Origin of the sequence: Bradyrhizobium sp. 6(2017) (assembly GCF_011058295.2) — a bacterium.
GTDB lineage: Bacteria > Pseudomonadota > Alphaproteobacteria > Rhizobiales > Xanthobacteraceae > Bradyrhizobium > Bradyrhizobium septentrionale.
Genome location: NZ_CP049289.2, coordinates 1,137,586 through 1,155,266, shown reverse-complemented (window position 1 = coordinate 1,155,266; position 17,681 = coordinate 1,137,586). Strand labels below are relative to the sequence as shown.

General features: G+C 62.4%; 22 protein-coding genes. 12 read left to right on the top strand and 10 right to left on the bottom strand.

The window, feature by feature from the left end:
• Window positions 1-8 precede the first annotated feature (8 nt).
• Together G6P99_RS05430 and G6P99_RS05425 are read right to left on the bottom strand one after the other, a co-directional pair.
• Complete coding sequence (locus G6P99_RS05430; protein WP_029079880.1) at window positions 9-773, bottom strand: SGNH/GDSL hydrolase family protein; 765 nt, start codon at window positions 771-773, stop codon at window positions 9-11.
• The gene (locus tag G6P99_RS05425) at window positions 773-2,050 is read right to left on the bottom strand and encodes an OpgC domain-containing protein (protein WP_029079881.1); all 1,278 of its coding nucleotides are present in this window, start codon (window positions 2,048-2,050) and stop codon (window positions 773-775) included. The genes G6P99_RS05430 and G6P99_RS05425 overlap by 1 nt, the downstream gene beginning before the upstream one ends.
• 287 nt (window positions 2,051-2,337) lie before the next feature.
• Here G6P99_RS05425 and apaG point away from each other — a divergent pair, with 287 nt between their 5' ends.
• The 4 genes from apaG to G6P99_RS05405 all read left to right on the top strand — a co-directional run bounded on the left by apaG (window position 2,338) and on the right by G6P99_RS05405 (window position 5,212).
• On the top strand, window positions 2,338-2,736 hold the full coding sequence (gene apaG / locus G6P99_RS05420; protein WP_029079882.1) for a Co2+/Mg2+ efflux protein ApaG: 399 nt from the start codon (window positions 2,338-2,340) through the stop codon (window positions 2,734-2,736).
• Window positions 2,737-3,077: 341 nt separating this feature from the next.
• Window positions 3,078-3,356: a hypothetical protein gene (locus tag G6P99_RS05415; protein WP_029079883.1), complete on the top strand. Its 279-nt coding sequence runs from the start codon at window positions 3,078-3,080 to the stop codon at window positions 3,354-3,356.
• Between the two features lie 133 nt (window positions 3,357-3,489).
• On the top strand, window positions 3,490-4,713 hold the full coding sequence (locus G6P99_RS05410; RefSeq protein ID WP_051346118.1) for a radical SAM protein: 1,224 nt from the start codon (window positions 3,490-3,492) through the stop codon (window positions 4,711-4,713).
• 175 nt (window positions 4,714-4,888) lie between these two features.
• Window positions 4,889-5,212: a hypothetical protein gene (locus tag G6P99_RS05405; RefSeq protein ID WP_029079884.1), complete on the top strand. Its 324-nt coding sequence runs from the start codon at window positions 4,889-4,891 to the stop codon at window positions 5,210-5,212.
• Window positions 5,213-5,526: 314 nt separating this feature from the next.
• Here G6P99_RS05405 and G6P99_RS05400 read toward each other — a convergent pair whose 3' ends face one another.
• Window positions 5,527-5,787 carry a DUF1488 domain-containing protein gene (locus G6P99_RS05400; RefSeq protein WP_084518382.1) on the bottom strand — a complete coding sequence of 87 codons (261 nt, stop codon included), beginning with the start codon at window positions 5,785-5,787 and terminating at the stop codon, window positions 5,527-5,529.
• An 823-nt stretch (window positions 5,788-6,610) separates the two neighbouring features.
• Between G6P99_RS05400 and G6P99_RS05395 the strand changes: the two genes are divergently transcribed.
• The 6 genes from G6P99_RS05395 (at window position 6,611) to G6P99_RS05370 (ending at window position 9,794) form a co-directional block, all read left to right on the top strand.
• On the top strand, window positions 6,611-6,994 hold the full coding sequence (locus G6P99_RS05395; protein WP_029079886.1) for a response regulator: 384 nt from the start codon (window positions 6,611-6,613) through the stop codon (window positions 6,992-6,994).
• Window positions 6,995-7,080: 86 nt separating this feature from the next.
• Window positions 7,081-7,860 (top strand): sensor histidine kinase, encoded by a 780-nt coding sequence (locus G6P99_RS05390; protein WP_029079887.1) that lies wholly within the window; start codon window positions 7,081-7,083, stop codon window positions 7,858-7,860.
• Window positions 7,861-7,990: 130 nt separating this feature from the next.
• A complete protein-coding gene (locus G6P99_RS05385) occupies window positions 7,991-8,227 on the top strand; it encodes a hypothetical protein (protein ID WP_156928482.1) in 237 nt (78 codons plus the stop codon).
• 419 nt (window positions 8,228-8,646) lie between these two features.
• Window positions 8,647-9,141 (top strand): hypothetical protein, encoded by a 495-nt coding sequence (locus G6P99_RS05380; RefSeq protein WP_035976533.1) that lies wholly within the window; start codon window positions 8,647-8,649, stop codon window positions 9,139-9,141.
• Between the two features lie 27 nt (window positions 9,142-9,168).
• Entirely contained in the window at window positions 9,169-9,540 is a 372-nt protein-coding gene (locus G6P99_RS05375) for a hypothetical protein (RefSeq protein WP_029079889.1), read from the top strand.
• Window positions 9,541-9,563: 23 nt separating this feature from the next.
• Entirely contained in the window at window positions 9,564-9,794 is a 231-nt protein-coding gene (locus G6P99_RS05370; RefSeq protein ID WP_224497023.1) for a hypothetical protein, read from the top strand.
• 37 nt (window positions 9,795-9,831) lie between these two features.
• Here G6P99_RS05370 and G6P99_RS05365 read toward each other — a convergent pair whose 3' ends face one another.
• From G6P99_RS05365 to G6P99_RS05355, 3 genes are all read right to left on the bottom strand, one after another.
• Window positions 9,832-10,836 carry an Hsp33 family molecular chaperone gene (locus G6P99_RS05365; protein WP_029079891.1) on the bottom strand — a complete coding sequence of 335 codons (1,005 nt, stop codon included), beginning with the start codon at window positions 10,834-10,836 and terminating at the stop codon, window positions 9,832-9,834.
• Window positions 10,837-11,061: 225 nt separating this feature from the next.
• Complete coding sequence (gene argF, locus G6P99_RS05360) at window positions 11,062-11,988, bottom strand: ornithine carbamoyltransferase (RefSeq protein WP_029079892.1); 927 nt, start codon at window positions 11,986-11,988, stop codon at window positions 11,062-11,064.
• Window positions 11,988-13,196 (bottom strand): aspartate aminotransferase family protein, encoded by a 1,209-nt coding sequence (locus G6P99_RS05355; protein ID WP_029079893.1) that lies wholly within the window; start codon window positions 13,194-13,196, stop codon window positions 11,988-11,990. The genes argF and G6P99_RS05355 overlap by 1 nt, the downstream gene beginning before the upstream one ends.
• On the opposite strand from G6P99_RS05355, the gene G6P99_RS05350 reads away from it, so the two are divergent.
• Together G6P99_RS05350 and G6P99_RS05345 are read left to right on the top strand one after the other, a co-directional pair.
• Window positions 13,195-13,434, top strand: coding sequence for a hypothetical protein (locus tag G6P99_RS05350; protein ID WP_156928484.1), 240 nt, complete (start codon window positions 13,195-13,197; stop codon window positions 13,432-13,434). The genes G6P99_RS05355 and G6P99_RS05350 overlap by 2 nt on opposite strands.
• Before the next feature lie 260 nt (window positions 13,435-13,694).
• On the top strand, window positions 13,695-14,207 hold the full coding sequence (locus G6P99_RS05345; protein ID WP_029079894.1) for a GcrA family cell cycle regulator: 513 nt from the start codon (window positions 13,695-13,697) through the stop codon (window positions 14,205-14,207).
• A gap of 241 nt (window positions 14,208-14,448) precedes the next feature.
• Here G6P99_RS05345 and phoB read toward each other — a convergent pair whose 3' ends face one another.
• From phoB to pstA, 4 genes are all read right to left on the bottom strand, one after another.
• Entirely contained in the window at window positions 14,449-15,159 is a 711-nt protein-coding gene (phoB, locus tag G6P99_RS05340) for a phosphate regulon transcriptional regulator PhoB (RefSeq protein ID WP_029079895.1), read from the bottom strand.
• A 130-nt stretch (window positions 15,160-15,289) separates the two neighbouring features.
• A complete protein-coding gene (gene phoU, locus G6P99_RS05335) occupies window positions 15,290-16,006 on the bottom strand; it encodes a phosphate signaling complex protein PhoU (protein WP_024578984.1) in 717 nt (238 codons plus the stop codon).
• 11 nt (window positions 16,007-16,017) lie between these two features.
• A complete protein-coding gene (pstB, locus tag G6P99_RS05330) occupies window positions 16,018-16,836 on the bottom strand; it encodes a phosphate ABC transporter ATP-binding protein PstB (RefSeq protein WP_029079896.1) in 819 nt (272 codons plus the stop codon).
• Window positions 16,833-17,678 (bottom strand): phosphate ABC transporter permease PstA, encoded by an 846-nt coding sequence (pstA, locus tag G6P99_RS05325; RefSeq protein ID WP_051346119.1) that lies wholly within the window; start codon window positions 17,676-17,678, stop codon window positions 16,833-16,835. The genes pstB and pstA overlap by 4 nt, the downstream gene beginning before the upstream one ends.
• Between the last annotated feature and the right edge of the window lie 3 nt (window positions 17,679-17,681).

The window sequence follows — 17,681 nt, the reverse complement described above, 5'->3', positions numbered from 1 at the left end:
TGCTTCCTCTAATTCTGCTGCACCGGGCCCAGATGGGCCGCATCGATCACGAATTTCGCAAGGGCCCGGCCGAGACAGGCATGAACCTTCTTGGCCAGGTCGACACCATGCGAGGTGCTGAACAGGTCAAAATATCCGGCGTCGCTCCATTGCTTCATGATCGCGAACCGGTCGAACAGCGGAACGTCGTGCTGCTGCGCCACCACCTTCATATTGTCGAGATATGGCGGTGCAGAGATCATCGTCTCCGTACGCGGGCTGTATTGCAGATTGACCAGCACCACGTCAGTCCCGGCGCCCCGCAACGCAACAACGCCGTCGTTGATGGCGGTACGGAAATCGTCGGGATCGACTGCTCGCATAGCATCGACCGTGCCGGTCTGCCAGATAACCAAAGTAGGCTTTTTTGCTTCAGCAAGCTTAACAAGGGTTCCCGCGGTCTCCTCGGCGGTGCTCTTTCCCTGTAATTCTACGGATAGATCGATCACAGACGACGGCAATGCCTCCTTGAGCGCCGCCTGCAGCGTGGCCGGATAGGCGCTCGCCTCGTTGCCAGGAATGGTCGAGGAGCGGCTGCCGACCACTAGCACGTTGAGCGGCTGGTTGGCCTTCACGGCATCCATGACCTTCGGCAGCGAGCTTTCGGTCGAAAGCAGATAGGCGGGCACGTCGCAGGGCGGCGCGGGCGGCTCGGCGGTGTCGCCGGCGCGTGCGGGCGCCGCCGCCAAACAGGCGGCCAATAGCGTCAGGCCCAGCAGCGTCCGCGCGGACATCATGCTCCCCCTCCCGCCATATCGGCGTTGCCGCCGGCGCCTTTTTTCGAGGCGCCTTTGTCGGCGGAGTGTTTGTACCACGAAATAATCCACGCCATGCCGCACATGATGAGGATGCCGCTGACGCTGATCAAGGCGTGCAGTGCGGCACCGCCAGATACTTCGGCAAGCACGAAGTGACCGGCAAAGGCGAGGAAGACCCCGAGACAGAATATCTCAAGCGAATGCTGGCCACACAGGATCAAAGGTCGCAGCCAGGGCGATTTCAACCCCGGCCAATCCCGGGGCAGGAAGCGCACGGTGAGGGCTGCGAGCGCCAGGAAATGCGCGAACCGCAACACGTCCAAGTCGGTCTTGTTGATCGGATACATCCATTGCTCGATCACCTTGGGCATGATGTGGCCGAGCTGCGGCACGTACCAGGTCAGCGTCACGAAGAACGCGGCGACCAGATAAACGATGCAGATCCACATCGTGATGTTCGACGACAGGATGTGCGACATCCGCCGCGCGCCGCCCAGCGCACACCAGGCACCGAACACGAACAGCAATTGCCAGGCGAACGGATTGAACGCCCAGAAGCCGTTCGGATAGGCCGAGAGATAGAGGTCGAACTGCCAGGTCACCGCGTAGAGCACGACCGACAGGCCGAGCGTGACATCGGGCTTCCATTTCATCAGCCACAGGATCAGCGGCAGGAACAGCATCAAGACGATATAGAGCGGCAGCACGTCCATGTTGACCGGACGGAAGCGCAGCAGCAACGCCTGGACGATGGTGACGTCGGGCTGCTTGAGGAAGTCCATGATCCCCATCTCTTCGGTGTAGAGCGGGTTCTCGAACGAGGTCGCCACATAGGAGATCTCGGCGAGGAAGATCGTGAACAGGAAGACATGCGCGACATAGATCTGCCAGACCCGGCGCAGGATGCGCGCGGTCGCGATCACGAAGCCGCCCTCCAGCATGGCGCGGCCATAGACGAAGGCCGCGGTGTAGCCGGAGATGAAGATGAAGATCTCCGTGGCGTCGGAGAAGCCGTAATTGCGGATCGTCAGCCAGGTCAGGAGATTGGTCGGCAGATGATCGATGAAGATCAGCCACAGCGCGAGCCCGCGGAACAGGTCGAGCCTGAGCTCGCGCTCGCCGGTCACCGGCAGCGTGATCGCAGGCGCCGCGGCCTTCGCCTTCACCTCGGCATCGGCTTTTGCCTCGGCCTTGACGTCAGTCTTGGCCTCAGCCACCGGCGAACCGGCTATGGGATCGGCAATCGAGCTCATCAAACACCGTGTCGGCTGCGGACGCCCCGCAGGCCGTGCTGAAAAGATAATACCGGTCCACGACTTCCGGAGAAAGCCTTGCCGACAAAGCACAGAGTGCGGCGGCATGCCGCCGCGCTTTAGAGCGGAACTATGTTGAAACCGCGATGAACGGCCGGCCCCGGGACCGGCTTTTCACGGCCCGGCAAGCGATTGGTTCCGGCTGACCAATTGGCTATGATAGGCGCCTGTTTGCGCATGATCCGGTCGAAAACGGATTTTGCGCCGAGATCATCGGATTGAGCCGTATGTACCGCGCCGTTACCCGCCAGATCGAAGTCACCGTCGAGCCGAACTTCATGCCGGAGCGCTCATCGGTCGATCGGCGCGAGTATTTCTGGTCGTACAAGATCGTGATCGTCAATGCGGGGCCGGAAACGGTGCAGCTGCGCACCCGGCACTGGATCATCACCGACGCCACCGGGCGCCGCCAGGAGGTGCGTGGCGAGGGCGTGGTCGGCGAGCAGCCGGTGCTCGCGCCCGGCGAGCGCTTCGAATACACCTCGGGCGTGCCGCTGCCGACCGCCTCCGGCTTCATGACCGGCAGTTACCAGATGGTCACCGAAGCCGGCGAGCGCTTCGACATCGACGTGCCGACGTTCTCGCTGGACAGCCCGAGCCCGGATGGGAAAAGGGTGTTGAACTGAGACTCCCCGGCGACAACGTCGCGGCAAGGGTGCGCGCCACAAGTCTTCAGGGAGCCAGTCCGCACGCTCTCCGTCACCGTGGAGAGCGATCGCGACGAAGCTGTGACGGTCAAACATAGGTCCGCACTCTCGCGGTGCGATCCAACACGTTGGTTTCCTTGCATCAACGTGCTTGTGGCATAGTGCACGAGCGTATCCGGAAATTGCGCCCTAAGGGATTGGCCCGGACCGACCACGTTGCCTCTGCGACAAAAACGGTATACTTTGTTGTTGCTCGGGCTGTTCAATGCGCCGGGCTTCGGTTGATCCCTGCACCGCGCTGCGAATACAGGAGCGTGACCATGCCGATTACGACGCTGAAGGTTTTGGCGAGCCTCATCCAGCTCCATGGGCCGGACGCAATCATTCAAAGCGACCATCAGGGTATCGACGCATTGCTGAGCGATCTGCGCGGACAGGGTGTGCAGCAAGGAGTCGTCGCCGACGAAGCCGTGGTGACCCAAGCCGCTTTCAGGCGTGGGGGTTTTGCCAAGGGGCCTAGCGCAGGCGCGTTTCGCAGAGCGGCGTACGCTCCGGGCGCGGGCGCGTTTCGCCGAGGCGGATTTGTTCGAGGGTACTAGAGCATTTTCGGTTCTGATTGAATCAGAACCGAAGCTCTAGCTCTTTGTTTTGACGCGTTTTCTTCACGCGAACCGGTATCCACTTCGCTCGAAAACGCTCTAGCTAGCTCCTTCAACCAGTCTCGGTATCGGCATGTCAGCGGACGGTGCAGATTTTGCCGCTTTCCAGGATCAGCCGATCACGCAATTGTTGGTCAAGGTTGCAACGAGATGTAACATCGATTGCTCCTATTGTTACTGGTTCCGCGACGCGTCCGTTTATAGCAAGCCCAAGCTCATGAGCCCGGACGTGCAGCAGCAATTGCTGCAGCGCATAGAACAGCACGTTCTCAGATACGCCCTCGTCGATTTTCCCATCATTCTGCACGGGGGTGAACCGCTGCTGTGGGGCGCCGAGAACTTCCACCGCATTGCCGAGGCCTGCGAGGATATTTCATCACGGACCGGCTGCGAGATACCCATCGCGGTCACGACCAACGGCGTGTTGATCGATGACGATTGGCTGGCCTGCTTCGAGGCCCACAACATTTCGGTCGCGATCAGTCTGGATGGGCCGGCGCACATTCACGACACTCACCGCAAGACGTTCCAGGGTACGGGCACCCACGCCGCTGTCGAACGAGCCGCTCGCATGCTGGTGTCGCGCGAGATTGGCGTGATTGCCCTGGCAGTCTGCAATCCCGCTTATGCGCCGCAGCAATATGCCGATTTTTTCGCTGCGTGCGGGATCTCCAACTACGACATCATGATCCCCGACGCGACGGTGGACGAGCAGCCGCCATCCATTGCCGCGTTCTACAAGGGCTTGTTCGACGTATGGCTGGAGGCGAATCGCGCCACACCGACGGCCAATATCCGCATCATTTCCGACATGATCACCGCGCTGCTCGACAACAATTCACCGACCGAGGGCGTCGGCCACAAGCCCGTCGAGCTTTGCACCATCATGACCGATGGCACCGTGGAGGCGCACGATGTGCTGCGGATTGCGGGCGACGGCTTCACGAACACCAGCTTCAACATCTTCGATCATGCGATCGACGCTGTCAGGAACGAGCCTCGCTGGAAAGCCGCGCGCGATGCTTCAATCAATCTTTGCGCGAAGTGTCGGCAATGCAAGTTCATGAACGCCTGCGGGGGCGGCTATCTTCCGCACCGTTTCTCCAAGGCGAACGGCTACGATAATCCTTCGGTCTATTGCGACGATCTCTATGCGATGTTTGAGAACATGCAGTCCGTTCTGGAACGCCATCTTTACGTCAGCAAGCCAGACGGCAGTCGCGTCAATGTACACGACACTTTGACAGGTGCCATGCCCGCGAATGCGAGGCACCATGCTTCTGAGCAACAGAAATAGTTTCGAACTTTTCTGATTTGCTCGACGGCCAGTCAACTCGCCATCATTCAATGTGAAATTGCGCGTTGGGGCGGCGCGGCCGTCACGCGATCAATGGAACCGACGGGTCGGCACCAGGAACCAATGCCTCGCGAGACCATTGGCTTCCTGACACAAGCACTTTTGGAGGATTAGTATGAAGAATCTCGCGATCTATTTGGCGGCCGGCGCAAGTGCCCTTGTCATGACTGCCACAACCACGGCTTACGCCGGACCGCTCTCGCTCGGCGCGTCCGCTACACCGGAGAGCAACATCCAAAACGTCCGCATGGTTTGCAATGAGGACGGCCGCTGCTGGCGTGAACGTGGCGAACGCCGCGTCATCATCCGTGAGCGCGGTGATTCATACGGATATGCGCCCCGCGAGCGCTACATTGAGCGCCGTGATTATGAAGAGCGTGGTGGCATCGGGTTCCGCGCGCCGGGCGTGAGCGTCGGAATCGGGACCGACCGCTACTGAGTAAACCGAAAGCCCCAAAAGGGCCGCGGAGAAATCCGCGGCCTTTCTTTTTGGCGGCGTTGCAAACGGCGAGGACCTGGTCTGCCGGCCAACTGCCCCCGCCTTCACATGTGAGGGGCACTGGCGCCCCGCATGCGCTCCAGGAGCCAGAAAGCCCCGATCGCAACGAACGAGAGAACGAAAATTCCTCCGCACGCCAGGAAAGTCTGTACGAAACTCGTATCCATGACATCCTCCAGTTGATCGCTCGCAAGCTCGACCAACGTGCTCAATCTGCCAGATTGTCTCGCGTGATCGGATCGACGGCGCCGATTTCAGAAGTTCGCAGCAACCAGATCGTAAGATCCCCTGCTTCCGCGAACATAGACCCTGGCAGCGGCGGCACATATCAGATCGCGATTGGCATCGAATGCGTTCAAAAGGCCTGGCTCGTCGAGGTAGGCATCCGATTGAATGCGCTTCAAGGCGCCTTCGGTGACGAAGAATGATGCCTCAATAGCACTGTCATATCCCCAAAACCGCACGGCGCGCCGCGTCTGGTCGTATGAACGACTATGATTTGGAAACTCAATCATGGATGAGGCCTATCAGGTTGATGCCATGGCGCGCCGTGCCCCGAGACGCGCACATTGAAGCGACGTGTCGTCGGTCGATATCGGGGGCAAGATTTGGCGGCTAAGGCTTCGCGCTTCCGCAAAGGGGATGCTGTAACAATACAGTTGCGCTACCGCTTACGTGGCTACTCCACTAACGAATGACAAGCCCACTCGCTCCAGGCCCCCACAAATAGATCGCGATTCGCCTTGTTGTCGGGCGGAAGGATCGCTACGTGTTTCAGTATCACCGCGCGCCCCGGGCTGTTACCGGTGACTGAGAGTGTTGCGCTCCCGCCTTGACCAAAACAGGCGGTCACATGTCAGATATCTCCAAATTCGATCTTCGCGGGTTGCTCGTACCACCGGTGCTGCTGCCGATCTTCTTGGTGCTGCTGGTCGCCGCCGCGGTCGTCATTCAATGGTGATCCAACGCTGCGCGCTTTCGCCGCAGGATGATCCGAGCGGTGGCCGCCGTGGACGAGGCGCGCGAAATGCCGCCGAAATGCAGGAGCTTCTCTGCAGTAAGCGCGGCGGACCGGCCGATTGAACGGCCTAAGAGGGCGGTGCGCTGCTGTGTGCTCGCTCCCAACTGAGAACCAACACGCTAGTGACACGCAGGAGCAAGCCTGCCGTTTGTCGCCGGCGCGAGATGGCAACGTGCGTTCGCGGCGAGCTTGTATCATTCATCAGCTGGCCGGGGATCGAATGGGCACCGAGATGCTTGTCCCAGATCGACTGCCTCGTCCGGTTCAGGGCAGCTTCGATCTCTCAAATCGCTGCGAGCGGCGTTCCAGGCGTTCTAATGGTACTCGATCATTCAGGCATTCCAGCTGTTGTGCTCATTGTCGAGGACGAGATGCTGCTTCGCATGCGCGCGGTAGAAATGGTGGAAGACGCCGGCTATACGCCACTTGAGGCCATGGATGCCGATGAGGCTGTGGCTATCCTGGAATCCAGGTCCGATATCGCGCTGGTATGCACAGACATCCAGATGCCCGGCAGCATGGACGGCCTTGAACTTGCACATGCCGTGCACGGGCGTTGGCCGTCGATCAAGATCATCGTGGTATCGGGGCAATCGAACCTGCCGAGCCTTCATCTTCCCGCCTGCAGCAGGTCCTTCGCCAAGCCACTCGATGCCGGGAAAGTGATAGCTGAGATGCATGGCATGATCGGCCGCGCCTGATGCGCTCGCGTCTTTCCTGCCGGATACGTCCCTGATTGCGCAGAAAACATTCGCCGAAGAGCAAGCTTATAATGATACGGTCGATGATGTCTCCAGCCGACCTCCGCACAGACCCGCGTGCTGCAAGCCGCTTAGCACCGCAGCAAGACGTTCTGGCGGAAGAGAATGTCAGCCTTCGCCTTCTCCTCGCGCAGGCCGAGATCGATGCCCAGAGTTTGCTGACCGCGGCCGGCATTGACGCCAAGGAGCGCGAAGCGGCCGACAAGCTGCAGAAGGTGATCCTCGAGGAGCTGCACCACCGCATCAAGAACACGCTCGCAACCGTCGGTGCCATCGTCTCCCAGAGCCTGCGCAACCTGGAAGGAGCTGAACACGCGCGGCACGCCATCGAGGGCCGGCTGCTGGCGCTCGGGCGGGCGCACGATCTCCTGCTGCAGGCAAGATGGAGCAGCGCGGATCTTGGCACGGTCGTCCGCGGCGCCACTGAAGCATTCAACAATCCGGATGAGCCGAAATTCTCGATTTCAGGACCCAATATTCGCATGACGTCGGGCGCCGTTATCGCCATCGCAATGACGCTCAACGAGCTCTGCACGAACACCACGAAGTTCGGCGCCCTGTCCGCCCCACAAGGGCGGATCGACATCAGTTGGAGGCTGGATCAACCAACACAGCGCTTGCATCTGATATGGACCGAGAAAAACGGACCGGCAGTCCACCCTCCCGAAAGGCGCAGTTTCGGGACACGGCTGATCGAGACGCTCGGCAGGCAGCTGCGCGGCGATGTGCGGCTAAGCTATGAGCCGACCGGCTTCGTGTATGCATTCGACGCACCATTGGCTTCTCTGACATCGTCAACCGCATAGTGGACGTCCCGAACCCACCCGCTAAAGTCTGGATATGACGCTCAATGACGAATTAAGTCGACTACCGGGCATAAGGGGTATCTACTGCGGTCATCACCGCTCCGCCTCTGGCCGATACCGGTGACTGAGAGTGCTGCAAGCTCCCGCCAGTAATCAGGAGAGCTTTATGCCGATTGCCCAACACAGCCAACCTGAACCGCCGCCTCATGATCTGCTGGCGTTCGAGGCGGTGAGGATAAAGGATGCTGCGAAGCCATTCCTGCCCAGCCTTCAGCGCGATGCGATGCTTCGCAAGGCGCGCCTGATCGAGACCGCCTCGCACATCAATGATTGGCTGACATCTCCCGGCCTTCGAACGCCGTGCTAGAGCGTTTTCGAGCGAAGGACATCGGTTCGCGTGAAGAAAACGCGTCACACTGACAAACTGGAGCTTCGCTTCTGATTCAATCAGAACCGAAGCTCTGGCTGCCGACCTTGAGGAAAAGCCGCCTCATTACGAGGCGGATTGAGACCGCCATTCATCGGATGCCGAAGAGCATGGCCTCCGGTCGTCTCTCACCAGGCAACGGCGTCGACATCGGCTCTGACCTATCCTTCAGGAACAGGCGACCGCGGTGAACGTTGTCGCGGTGCAGATATTCACGCGCGCCATCCGATTTTCTTCTGCCGGTGATTTGTGGCCTTGGTGCTCGTTATTCGACCCTTTGCTTCCCATATAAAAGATCATCCTCGTCGGCCATCGAGTTGGGTCGGAATGCGCGGAGACCTCCAGCGAAAGGGCCCGCCATGTTCAAATCTCAGCAGTATCGTGCCAAGGCAGCCGCATATGGCGAACTGATCAAGCGTTCGAGCGGTCAGGGCGAAAGCCGCAAGTTTCAGGAGCAGCAAGACCGCCTCGCTTCGCTCGCGGATAACGAGCAGCAACTGGCGGACAATTTTGACGACGCAGTGAACGTTGCGGAGCAGGACCGCTCCCGCGGCGCGGCCCTTGCCGCCGAAGAGGAGTACGTTCTGCGGTGTCTCGGCGCGGCCGTCATCATGCAATGGAACGTCCTGCCGAAGACGCTGCAGCGGGAAATCTTCGACACCGCCGGATCGGTCGGAAAGCTGCTGGAGACGGCGGCGCTCCGCGGGCAGATCGCGCGCTTCCTGCACAAGCACAAGGATGATGCCGATCGCAACAAGGTTCTGGAGGCGCGTCAGGATGCGAGATCGCGCGCTGCGGCTTTGTCGCGATGGGACAATGAAGGCGGCGCAGTCCCCGAGGGACTGCCGATGTAAGCAAACTGCAACAATAGGAGATTCGTTATGTCACTTACCCAAATCGGCGTCGATGACGGACCGCACAGCATGGACGGGCTGCGGCTTCTCGCCCGGGATGGAAATGAACGGATCGAGGCATTCATCGGCCGCAAGGTGATGGACGTCTGGGCCGAGTCTGTCGAGCACCGCGGCGGACACCGAAGCCTGTTCCGCGATCAATACAATGCGCTTGGCAGACTTAACCTGGCGGCGATCGAGCGGATCGTCAGTGCGAAATACCAACGCGGTGCTGCGTTCAACCGCCAACACCCCTATGTCGAGGTGCTGTTCTCGGACATCACCGACAGCGGGGAGACGCTGAATCTGAGCGAACTCGTTCGTGAAGTCTTGCCGCCGGCGTTTCACCGGCTGAGTTGAAGGTCGATCCAGGAGGAATTCCCATGATGAAGAAATCCCCACCGTCCACTGACGAACCAGAGCCGAAGAAGCCACTGCGCGCCGACCGGCCTCCTGCCGAAGGTTTCGTGATCATTGTCGACAAACATTTCAAGTCGGAGTTCGACACGGTCGAGGCTGCTGAAACGTCCGGCCGACAACTGAAGGCGGCTTATCCGATGCTTCAGATCGAAATCTATGACGCCGTCAGCAAGACCCGCACCTTGCTGAGCTGACAGGCCTGGTTACCGGGCCTCGTGGACAGGTTGCCGCCTACTCCACGCCGGCTTCCTGCGGCGTGAATTCATACACCGACGAGCAGAACTCGCAGGTGACGACGACCTTGCCGTCCTTGACCATCTCGGCGCGATCGTTCGGCGCAAAGCTCTTCAGCATCGACGACACCGCATCGCGCGAGCAGGAGCACTGCGCGCGCAACGTCTGCGGGTTGAAGACGCGGACGCCGCGTTCGTGGAACAGCCGGTAGAGCAGCCGTTCGCCAGAGAGATCGGGATCGATCAGCTCGACATCCTCGACGGTCGAGATCAGCGACTGTCCCTCGACCCAGGCGTCATCGTCAGGCACGTGATGCGTGGCCGTGCCCTCCGGCGCATCGCCGGGGTGCAGATCGGCCTGCTTGGCGCGCTCGGGCGCCTTGGGCAGGAATTGCAGCAGGATGCCGCCGGCGCGCCAGTGCAGCTTGCCGCCCTCGCCGCCGCGCATCTCCTCGCCGACCGCAAGGCGCACCCGGGTCGGAATCTGCTCCGAGCGCAGGAAATATTCGTGGGCCGCCTCTTCGAGGCCGCCGCCGTCGAGCGCGACCAGTCCCTGGTAGCGGCTGGTGGTGTTCGCGCCCTGGTCGATGGTCATCGCGAGATGGCCTTTGCCAAGCAGCTCGCCCGAGCTCTGACCAGTCTTGAGGCGCGCCTCGTCGTAACGCGCATAGGCACGCAGCCGGTCGGGCGCCTGGAAATCGACGATCAGCAGCGAGACCGGACCATCGGTCCGGGTCTGCAGGATGAAACGGCCCTCGAACTTGACCGACGAGCCGAGCAGCGTGGTCAGCACGATGGCCTCGCCGAGCAGCTTGCCCACCGCGGGCGGATAATCGTGCTTGTGCAGGATCTCGTCGAGCGCGGGGCCGAGCCGGGTCAGCCGGCCGCGCAGATCCAGCGCGCCGACCTCGAAGGCCAGCACGGCATCGTCGACAGGAACCGCTGACGGCGCGCGAACCGGCGCCTCGGGCGTGATTTTGATGTCAGGGGATTGTGAAACCATGGCGCTCTATCTGGGGTCTCGAACCATGAAATAAAGGGGTTGAGCTAAACGCGAACTCTTCGTCCCTGCCTTGTGCGCAATTGCGCACTGGGGCAGGACCCATAACCACCACTGTCGGTTGATGCATCCAGCTGAGGCCCCAGCCTTCACAACAATTGACAGCGGTGGTTATGGGTCCCGGGTCGCGCTGCGCTTGCCCGGGACGACAACGTTAGTGACCTACGACTACGCGACCGCGTCGAAACACCAGGCCAGAATGCCCTTCTGCGCATGCAGGCGGTTTTCCGCCTCGTCGAACACCACGGATTGCGGGCCGTCGATCACCTCGTCGGTGACCTCCTCGCCGCGATGCGCGGGCAGGCAGTGCATGAACAGTGCGTCCGGCTTAGCGAGCGACATCAGCTTGGCATTGACCTGATAGGGCTTCAGCACGTTGTGGCGGTGCTCGCCCTCCTTGTCGCCCATCGACACCCAGGTGTCGGTGACGACGCAGTCGGCGCCGCGCACGGCGGCTTCCGGATCGGTGCCGAGCACGATCGGAGCGCCGGTCGCCTTGATCCAGTCGCGCATCGGCTTCTTCGGCGAGAGCTCCGGCGGGGTCGCGACATTGAGCTGGAACTTGAAGCGCTCGGCGGCGTGCGCCCAGGAGGCCAGCACGTTGTTATCGTCGCCGGTCCAGGCCACCGTCTTGCCCTCGATCGAACCGCGATTTTCCTCATAGGTCATGAGGTCGGCCATCACCTGGCAGGGATGTGAACGCCGAGTCAGGCCGTTGATCACAGGCACGGTGGCATGCGCCGCGAGCTCGAGCAGCGCGTCATGGTTGAGGATGCGGATCATGATCGCATCGACATAGCGCGACAGCACGCGCGCGGTGTCGGCAATGGTCTCGCCGCGGCCGAGCTGCATCTCGGCGCCGGTCAGCATGATGGCTTCACCGCCGAGCTGGCGCATGCCGACGTCGAACGACACCCTTGTGCGGGTCGACGGGCGCTCGAAGATCATCGCCAGCGTCTTGCCCTCAAGCGGCTTCCTGCCCTTCTCATGCGCCTTCCGCGCCGCCTTCATGGCGGCGCCAGCGGACAGCATGTTGCGCAGCTCGGCGAGCGGCACCTCGTCGATGTCGAGGAAGTGGCGGACAGGCTTGCTCATCATCCCGCCGCCTTCTTCGGCTGGGTTGCCGCCAGCGCAGAGCAGGCGCGCTCGAGCGCTGTGATCGACTGGTCGATCTCGGCCTCGGTGACGATCAGGGGCGCCAGGAAGCGCACCACATTGTCGCCGGCGCCAACGGTGAGCAGCTTCTCGTTACGCAGCGCGACGATCAGGTCGCCGGAGGGCACCACGGCCTTGACGCCGATCAACAGCCCCTCGCCGCGCACGTCCGCCAGCACGGACGGATAGCGGTCGACGACGGAGGCTAGCTTCTGCTTGAGCAGCAGCGACATCTTCTGCACGTGCTCGAAGAAGCCGGGTTTCAGCATCACGTCGAGCACGGCATTGGCCGCGGCGACCGCCAGCGGATTGCCGCCGAAGGTCGAGCCGTGCGAACCCGGCGCCATGCCCTCAGCCGCCTTGGCGCTCGCCAGCACCGCGCCGATCGGGAAGCCGCCGCCGAGCGCCTTCGCCAGCGACATCACGTCAGGGGTCACGCCGGTGCGCTTGTAGGCGAAAAGATCGCCCGTGCGGCCCATACCGGTCTGCACCTCGTCGAATGCGAGCAGCAGGCCATGCTCGTCGCAGAGCGCGCGCAGCGCCTTGAAGAACGCCTGCGGCGCCGAGCGCACGCCGCCCTCGCCCTGCACCGGCTCGATCAGGATGCCGGCAGTGTGCGGGCCGATCGCTTTCTTGACGGCCTCGATGTCGCCGTGCGGCACCTGGTCGAAGCCGTCCATCGGCGGGCCAAAACCCTCGAGATATTTTGGCGAGCCGGTCGCAGCCAGCGTGCCCAGCGTGCGGCCGTGGAAGGCGCCTTCGAAGGTGATGATGCGGTAGCGCTCGGGATGGCCCTTGGAGAAGTGATAATGGCGGACCAGCTTGATCACGCCCTCCATCGCCTCTGCGCCGGAATTGCAGAAGAACACGAAGTCGGCAAAGCTCTGCTCGCACAGCCGGGCGGCCAGCGCCTCGCCGTCCGGGCTCTTGAACAGGTTCGACATGTGCCAGAGCTTGGTCGCCTGTTCCTGCAGCGCCTGGACCAGATGCGGATGCGCGTGCCCGAGCGCGTTCACCGCAACGCCCGAGGTGAAGTCGAGATAGCGGTCGCCGTTGGTTGCGATCAGCCAGGCGCCCTCACCGCGCTCGAAGCCGAGATCGACCCGGGCGAAGACGGGGAGCAGATGCGACGAGGCGCTGTTGGTCATGGCGTTCACTGCCGGTTTGAAGCCGACAATTGCCGTGCGCGCCTTGACGCCAGTGCAGCAACGGCCAGCTTCGGAAAACAAAACGGCCGCCTTTGCGGGCGGCACGTGCAGCCATTCTATGCTGCGGCCAGTAGGTGTCAATCGCCAGGAGCCGGCCTTTGCCGGCCTTCCTGCGATGCGAAACGAGCGCAATCCGGAGCATTCCGGTGCGGTGGAAAAGCCTCATTACAGTGCTTAACTTTGTGGGAACATGTGGACGCACGGCCGCGGACTCTTGCGCCAGAGTCACGCCATATTGTAGCGTTTGGCCTGTCGGGTACGACATCTCGTGCGGCAGTACTGGACCCTCTAAGTAGCCTTCGTGTCACACGTAAACGTTCGGGCGCAAGACCGCGCCCGGCGAGGGCTAAGGGATTCTGGCCGCTGGGATTTTGACCCGGATTTGGCTCGCAGCGTCGCTCCAATGACTGGCCGGCGCCATGCGAAAGGAAGAATGCGATGACTGTATTGACCTGGTCCGACGATCGCGTCGAGCAGCTGAAGAAGCTCTGGGAGTCTGGCCTCTCGGCCAGCCAGATCGCCGCGGAACTTGGCAATGTGACGCGAAATGCCGTGATCGGCAAAGTGCATCGGCTCGGCCTCTCCGGCCGCGCCAAGGCCCCCTCCACGGCCGCGCCGCGGCAGCGCAAGGCCCGCCCCGCCCAGCACATGATGCGGGTGGCGCGTCCGGTCTCGCGCGGCAACACCGCGCTGGCGCATGCCTTCGAGGTCGAGATGGAGCCCGATCCGATCTCCTACGACAACGTGGTGCCGATGAGCCAGCGGCTGTCGCTGCTCGAGCTGAACGAAGCCACCTGCCACTGGCCGGTCGGCGATCCATCGAGCCCGGAATTCTTCTTCTGCGGCGGCAAGGCGCTCGGCGGCCTGCCCTATTGCGCACACCACTCGCGCGTCGCCTACCAGCCCGCCGGCGATCGCCGCCGGCCGTCGGCGAAACCGCAGATCAAGTGAGCACTCGGGAAACTGGCGTAGGACTGAAAAAGAAATCCCCGTGAAAGCGGGGATTTTTTTGTGAGAACCGTAGCCCGGATGCATCACCGGCGTCGTCCCGGCGCAGGCCGGGACCCATAACCACGAATGGGTGTTGTTTGAAAGCCGTCTGGCCGCGTGCCGATTGCGCCGGCCGCGGCGTATGGGTCCCGGCTTTCGCCGGGACGACAACGTGTTGCGGTTTATGAATGCCACACGGCCGTTACGGCTGCGGCTCGGCCTTCGCGAAGCGGTCGTCGAGCGCGTAGCCGGCGCCGCGCACGGTGCGGATCGGATCCTGCTCGCGGCCCGGATTGAGCAACTTACGCAGGCGGCCGATATGCACGTCGACGGTGCGCTCGTCGATATAGATGTCGCGGCCCCAGACGCTGTCGAGCAGCTGCTCGCGGCTGAACACCCGGCCGGGATGCTCGAGGAAGAATTCGAGCAGACGATATTCGGTCGGCCCGAGATCGATCGGGCGGCCGGAGCGCGCCACGCGGCGCTTCTCGCGGTCGAGTTCGATATCGCCATAGGTCAGCACGGTGGCAAGCCGCTCCGGGCTCGCACGGCGCAGCAAGCCCTTCACCCGCGCCAGCAGCTCGGGCACCGAGAACGGCTTGACGATGTAATCGTCGGCGCCGGTGGCAAGCCCGCGCACGCGCTCACTCTCCTCGCCGCGCGCGGTCAGCATGATGATCGGAAGCTGCTTGGTCTCGGGCCGCGCCCGCAGGCGGCGGCACAGTTCGATGCCGGACAGGCCCGGCAGCATCCAGTCCAGCACAACGAGGTCGGGGATGCGCTCCTTCAACCTGGTGTCGGCGTCGTCGCCGCGTCCCACCGTTTCGACGTCGTAGCCTTCCGCATCGAGGTTGTAGCGCAACAGTGTCGTCAGCGCTTCCTCGTCTTCGACTACCAGAATGCGTGCGCTCATCGGTCTAAGTTCTTTCTCTGTGGTGATCCGTTGCCCAAACGCAAACCGAAACACTCAACCCCTGAGCATATTCCCCGTGGGAAACGGTTTGTCGCGACGACAATCCGGTTCCGCCGATGCGGATCATGCCCTAGTTGCCCGGCACCGTGGTGGCGAAATTGGTCATATCGCCCTTCGGACGCTTGTCGGTGATCTGCTGGCCCTCGATCATGTAGAACACGGTCTCGGCGATATTGGTGGCGTGGTCGCCGATCCGCTCGATGTTCTTGGCGCAGAACATCAGATGGATGCAGAACGAGATGTTGCGCGGATCCTCCATCATGTAGGTGAGCAGTTCGCGGAACAGCGAGGTGCAGATCGCATCGACCTCCTCGTCGCCCTTCCAGACGTTCATCGCCGCCGGCAGATCGTGCGCGGCATAGGCGTCGAGCACCGACTTGACCTGCGACAGCACGAGGTCGGTCATGTGCTCGAGGCCGCGGATCAGCTTCAGCGGCTGGAAATCGCTCTCCAGCGCCGCGACGCGCTTGCCCATGTTCTTGGCGAGGTCGCCGATCCGCTCGAGGTCAGTCGCGACGCGCATCGCGCTGACGATCTCGCGCAGGTCGATCGCCATCGGCTGGCGGCGAGCGATCGTCAGCACCGCGCGCTCTTCGATGACGCGCTGCAGATTGTCGATCTCGATGTCGGCGGCGACCACGCGCTTGCCCAGCGCGACGTCGCGGCGGATCAGCGCGTCGACCGACTCGGTGATCATGCGCTCGACGAGGCCGCCCATCTCGGCGACCAGGCGGGTCAACTCCTGCAGGTCGCTGTCGAATGCCTTGGCGGTATGTTCAGAAGCCATCGCTTGTCTCCTCAGCCGAACCGGCCGGTGATGTAGTCCTGCGTGCGTCGATCGCTCGGCGAGGTGAAGATCTTGTTGGTGTCGTCGAACTCGATCAGCTCGCCGAGATACATGAAGGCGGTCTTGTCGGAGACGCGCGCCGCCTGCTGCATGTTGTGGGTGACGATCGCGATCGTGTAATCCTCGGAGAGCTCCTGGATCAGCTCCTCGACCTTGGCGGTCGAGATCGGGTCGAGCGCCGAGCACGGCTCGTCGAACAGGATCACCTCGGGACGCACCGCCACGGTGCGCGCGATGCACAGCCGCTGCTGCTGGCCGCCGGAGAGCGACAGGCCGGAAGCGTTCAGCTTGTCCTTGACCTCGTTCCACAGCGCGCCGCCGCGGAGCGCCTTCTCGACCCGGTCGTCCATCTCGGACTTCGAGATCTTCTCGTAGAGGCGGATGCCGAAGGCGATGTTCTCGTAGATCGTCATCGGGAACGGCGTCGGCTTCTGGAACACCATGCCGACCCGCGCACGCAGCAGATTGAGGTCGAGCTTGGGATCGAGAATGTTGGTCTGGTCCAGCATCAGCTGGCCGACCGCGCGCTGACCCGGATAGAGATCGTACATCCGGTTGAAGATGCGCAGCAGGGTCGACTTGCCGCAGCCGGACGGGCCGATGAACGCCGTGACGCGGTTGGTGCCGAGCGTCAGGTTGATGTTCTTCAGCGCGTGGTGCTCGCCGTAATAGAAGTTGAGGTTGCGCACCGTGACTTTCGGCGGCGCTTCCGGCAGCGGCACCTGGGGAACGTGGCTCGCGACAGTCGTGGAGACGGAAAGCTCGGTCATTTTGCGGCCCTTTCGGCACCAAGGATGCGCGCGCCGATGTTCAGCGCGAGCACAGTGAATGTGATGAGCAGCGCACCGCTCCACGCCAGCTCTTTCCAGTAGGCGTAGGGACTCTGCACGAAATTGTTGATGGTCACCGGCAGGTTGGCCATCGTCTTGGTCAAATCCCAGCTGAAGAACTGGTTCGACAGCGCGGTGAACAGCAGCGGCGCGGTTTCGCCGGCAACGCGGGCGGTCGCCAGCAGCACGCCGGTGATCAGACCGGATCGCGCTGCACGATAAGCGATCCGCTTGATCACCAGCGAGCGCGGCAGGCCGAGCGCGGAGGCTGCCTCGCGCAGCGGATTGGGCACCAGCAGCAGCATGTCCTCGGTGGTGCGCAGCACCACCGGGATCACGATCACAGCGAGCGCGAGCGCGCCTGCGATCGCCGAGAAGCCGCGCATCGGCACCACCACCGCGCCATAGATGAACAGGCCGATGATGATCGAGGGCGCGCTGAGCAGGATGTCGTTGATGAAGCGGATCACCGAGGTGAGCTTGTCGTTCTTGCCGTATTCGGCGAGGTAGGTGCCGGCGAACAGGCCGAGCGGCGCACCGATACCGACGCCGATCACGGTCATGATGACCGAGCCGACGATGGCGTTGAGCAGACCGCCTTCGGTCGAGCCGGGCGGCGGCGTGTTCTGGGTGAACAGCTGCACGCTGAGGCCGGCGAGGCCGTTGTAGAGCAGAGTGAACAGGATCAGCGCCAGCCAGGTGACGCCGAACAACGCCGCGCCGACGCAGAGTGCGCGGATGACGATGTCGCTGCGGCGGCGGGATTTGTAGATCGGGTTCATGGC

What these genes read in the sequence shown, in the direction of transcription:
- G6P99_RS05430 (WP_029079880.1), bottom strand. Translation starts at nt 773, where the DNA reads ATGTCCGCGCGGACGCTGCTGGGCCTGACGCTATTGGCCGCCTGTTTG.
- G6P99_RS05425 (WP_029079881.1), bottom strand. Translation starts at nt 2,050, where the DNA reads ATGAGCTCGATTGCCGATCCCATAGCCGGTTCGCCGGTGGCTGAGGCC.
- apaG (WP_029079882.1), top strand. Translation starts at nt 2,338, where the DNA reads ATGTACCGCGCCGTTACCCGCCAGATCGAAGTCACCGTCGAGCCGAAC.
- G6P99_RS05415 (WP_029079883.1), top strand. Translation starts at nt 3,078, where the DNA reads ATGCCGATTACGACGCTGAAGGTTTTGGCGAGCCTCATCCAGCTCCAT.
- G6P99_RS05410 (WP_051346118.1), top strand. Translation starts at nt 3,490, where the DNA reads ATGTCAGCGGACGGTGCAGATTTTGCCGCTTTCCAGGATCAGCCGATC.
- G6P99_RS05405 (WP_029079884.1), top strand. Translation starts at nt 4,889, where the DNA reads ATGAAGAATCTCGCGATCTATTTGGCGGCCGGCGCAAGTGCCCTTGTC.
- G6P99_RS05400 (WP_084518382.1), bottom strand. Translation starts at nt 5,787, where the DNA reads ATGATTGAGTTTCCAAATCATAGTCGTTCATACGACCAGACGCGGCGC.
- G6P99_RS05395 (WP_029079886.1), top strand. Translation starts at nt 6,611, where the DNA reads ATGGTACTCGATCATTCAGGCATTCCAGCTGTTGTGCTCATTGTCGAG.
- G6P99_RS05390 (WP_029079887.1), top strand. Translation starts at nt 7,081, where the DNA reads ATGTCTCCAGCCGACCTCCGCACAGACCCGCGTGCTGCAAGCCGCTTA.
- G6P99_RS05380 (WP_035976533.1), top strand. Translation starts at nt 8,647, where the DNA reads ATGTTCAAATCTCAGCAGTATCGTGCCAAGGCAGCCGCATATGGCGAA.
- G6P99_RS05375 (WP_029079889.1), top strand. Translation starts at nt 9,169, where the DNA reads ATGTCACTTACCCAAATCGGCGTCGATGACGGACCGCACAGCATGGAC.
- G6P99_RS05370 (WP_224497023.1), top strand. Translation starts at nt 9,564, where the DNA reads ATGATGAAGAAATCCCCACCGTCCACTGACGAACCAGAGCCGAAGAAG.
- G6P99_RS05365 (WP_029079891.1), bottom strand. Translation starts at nt 10,836, where the DNA reads ATGGTTTCACAATCCCCTGACATCAAAATCACGCCCGAGGCGCCGGTT.
- argF (WP_029079892.1), bottom strand. Translation starts at nt 11,988, where the DNA reads ATGAGCAAGCCTGTCCGCCACTTCCTCGACATCGACGAGGTGCCGCTC.
- G6P99_RS05350 (WP_156928484.1), top strand. Translation starts at nt 13,195, where the DNA reads ATGGCGTTCACTGCCGGTTTGAAGCCGACAATTGCCGTGCGCGCCTTG.
- G6P99_RS05355 (WP_029079893.1), bottom strand. Translation starts at nt 13,196, where the DNA reads ATGACCAACAGCGCCTCGTCGCATCTGCTCCCCGTCTTCGCCCGGGTC.
- G6P99_RS05345 (WP_029079894.1), top strand. Translation starts at nt 13,695, where the DNA reads ATGACTGTATTGACCTGGTCCGACGATCGCGTCGAGCAGCTGAAGAAG.
- phoB (WP_029079895.1), bottom strand. Translation starts at nt 15,159, where the DNA reads ATGAGCGCACGCATTCTGGTAGTCGAAGACGAGGAAGCGCTGACGACA.
- phoU (WP_024578984.1), bottom strand. Translation starts at nt 16,006, where the DNA reads ATGGCTTCTGAACATACCGCCAAGGCATTCGACAGCGACCTGCAGGAG.
- pstB (WP_029079896.1), bottom strand. Translation starts at nt 16,836, where the DNA reads ATGACCGAGCTTTCCGTCTCCACGACTGTCGCGAGCCACGTTCCCCAG.
- pstA (WP_051346119.1), bottom strand. Translation starts at nt 17,678, where the DNA reads ATGAACCCGATCTACAAATCCCGCCGCCGCAGCGACATCGTCATCCGC.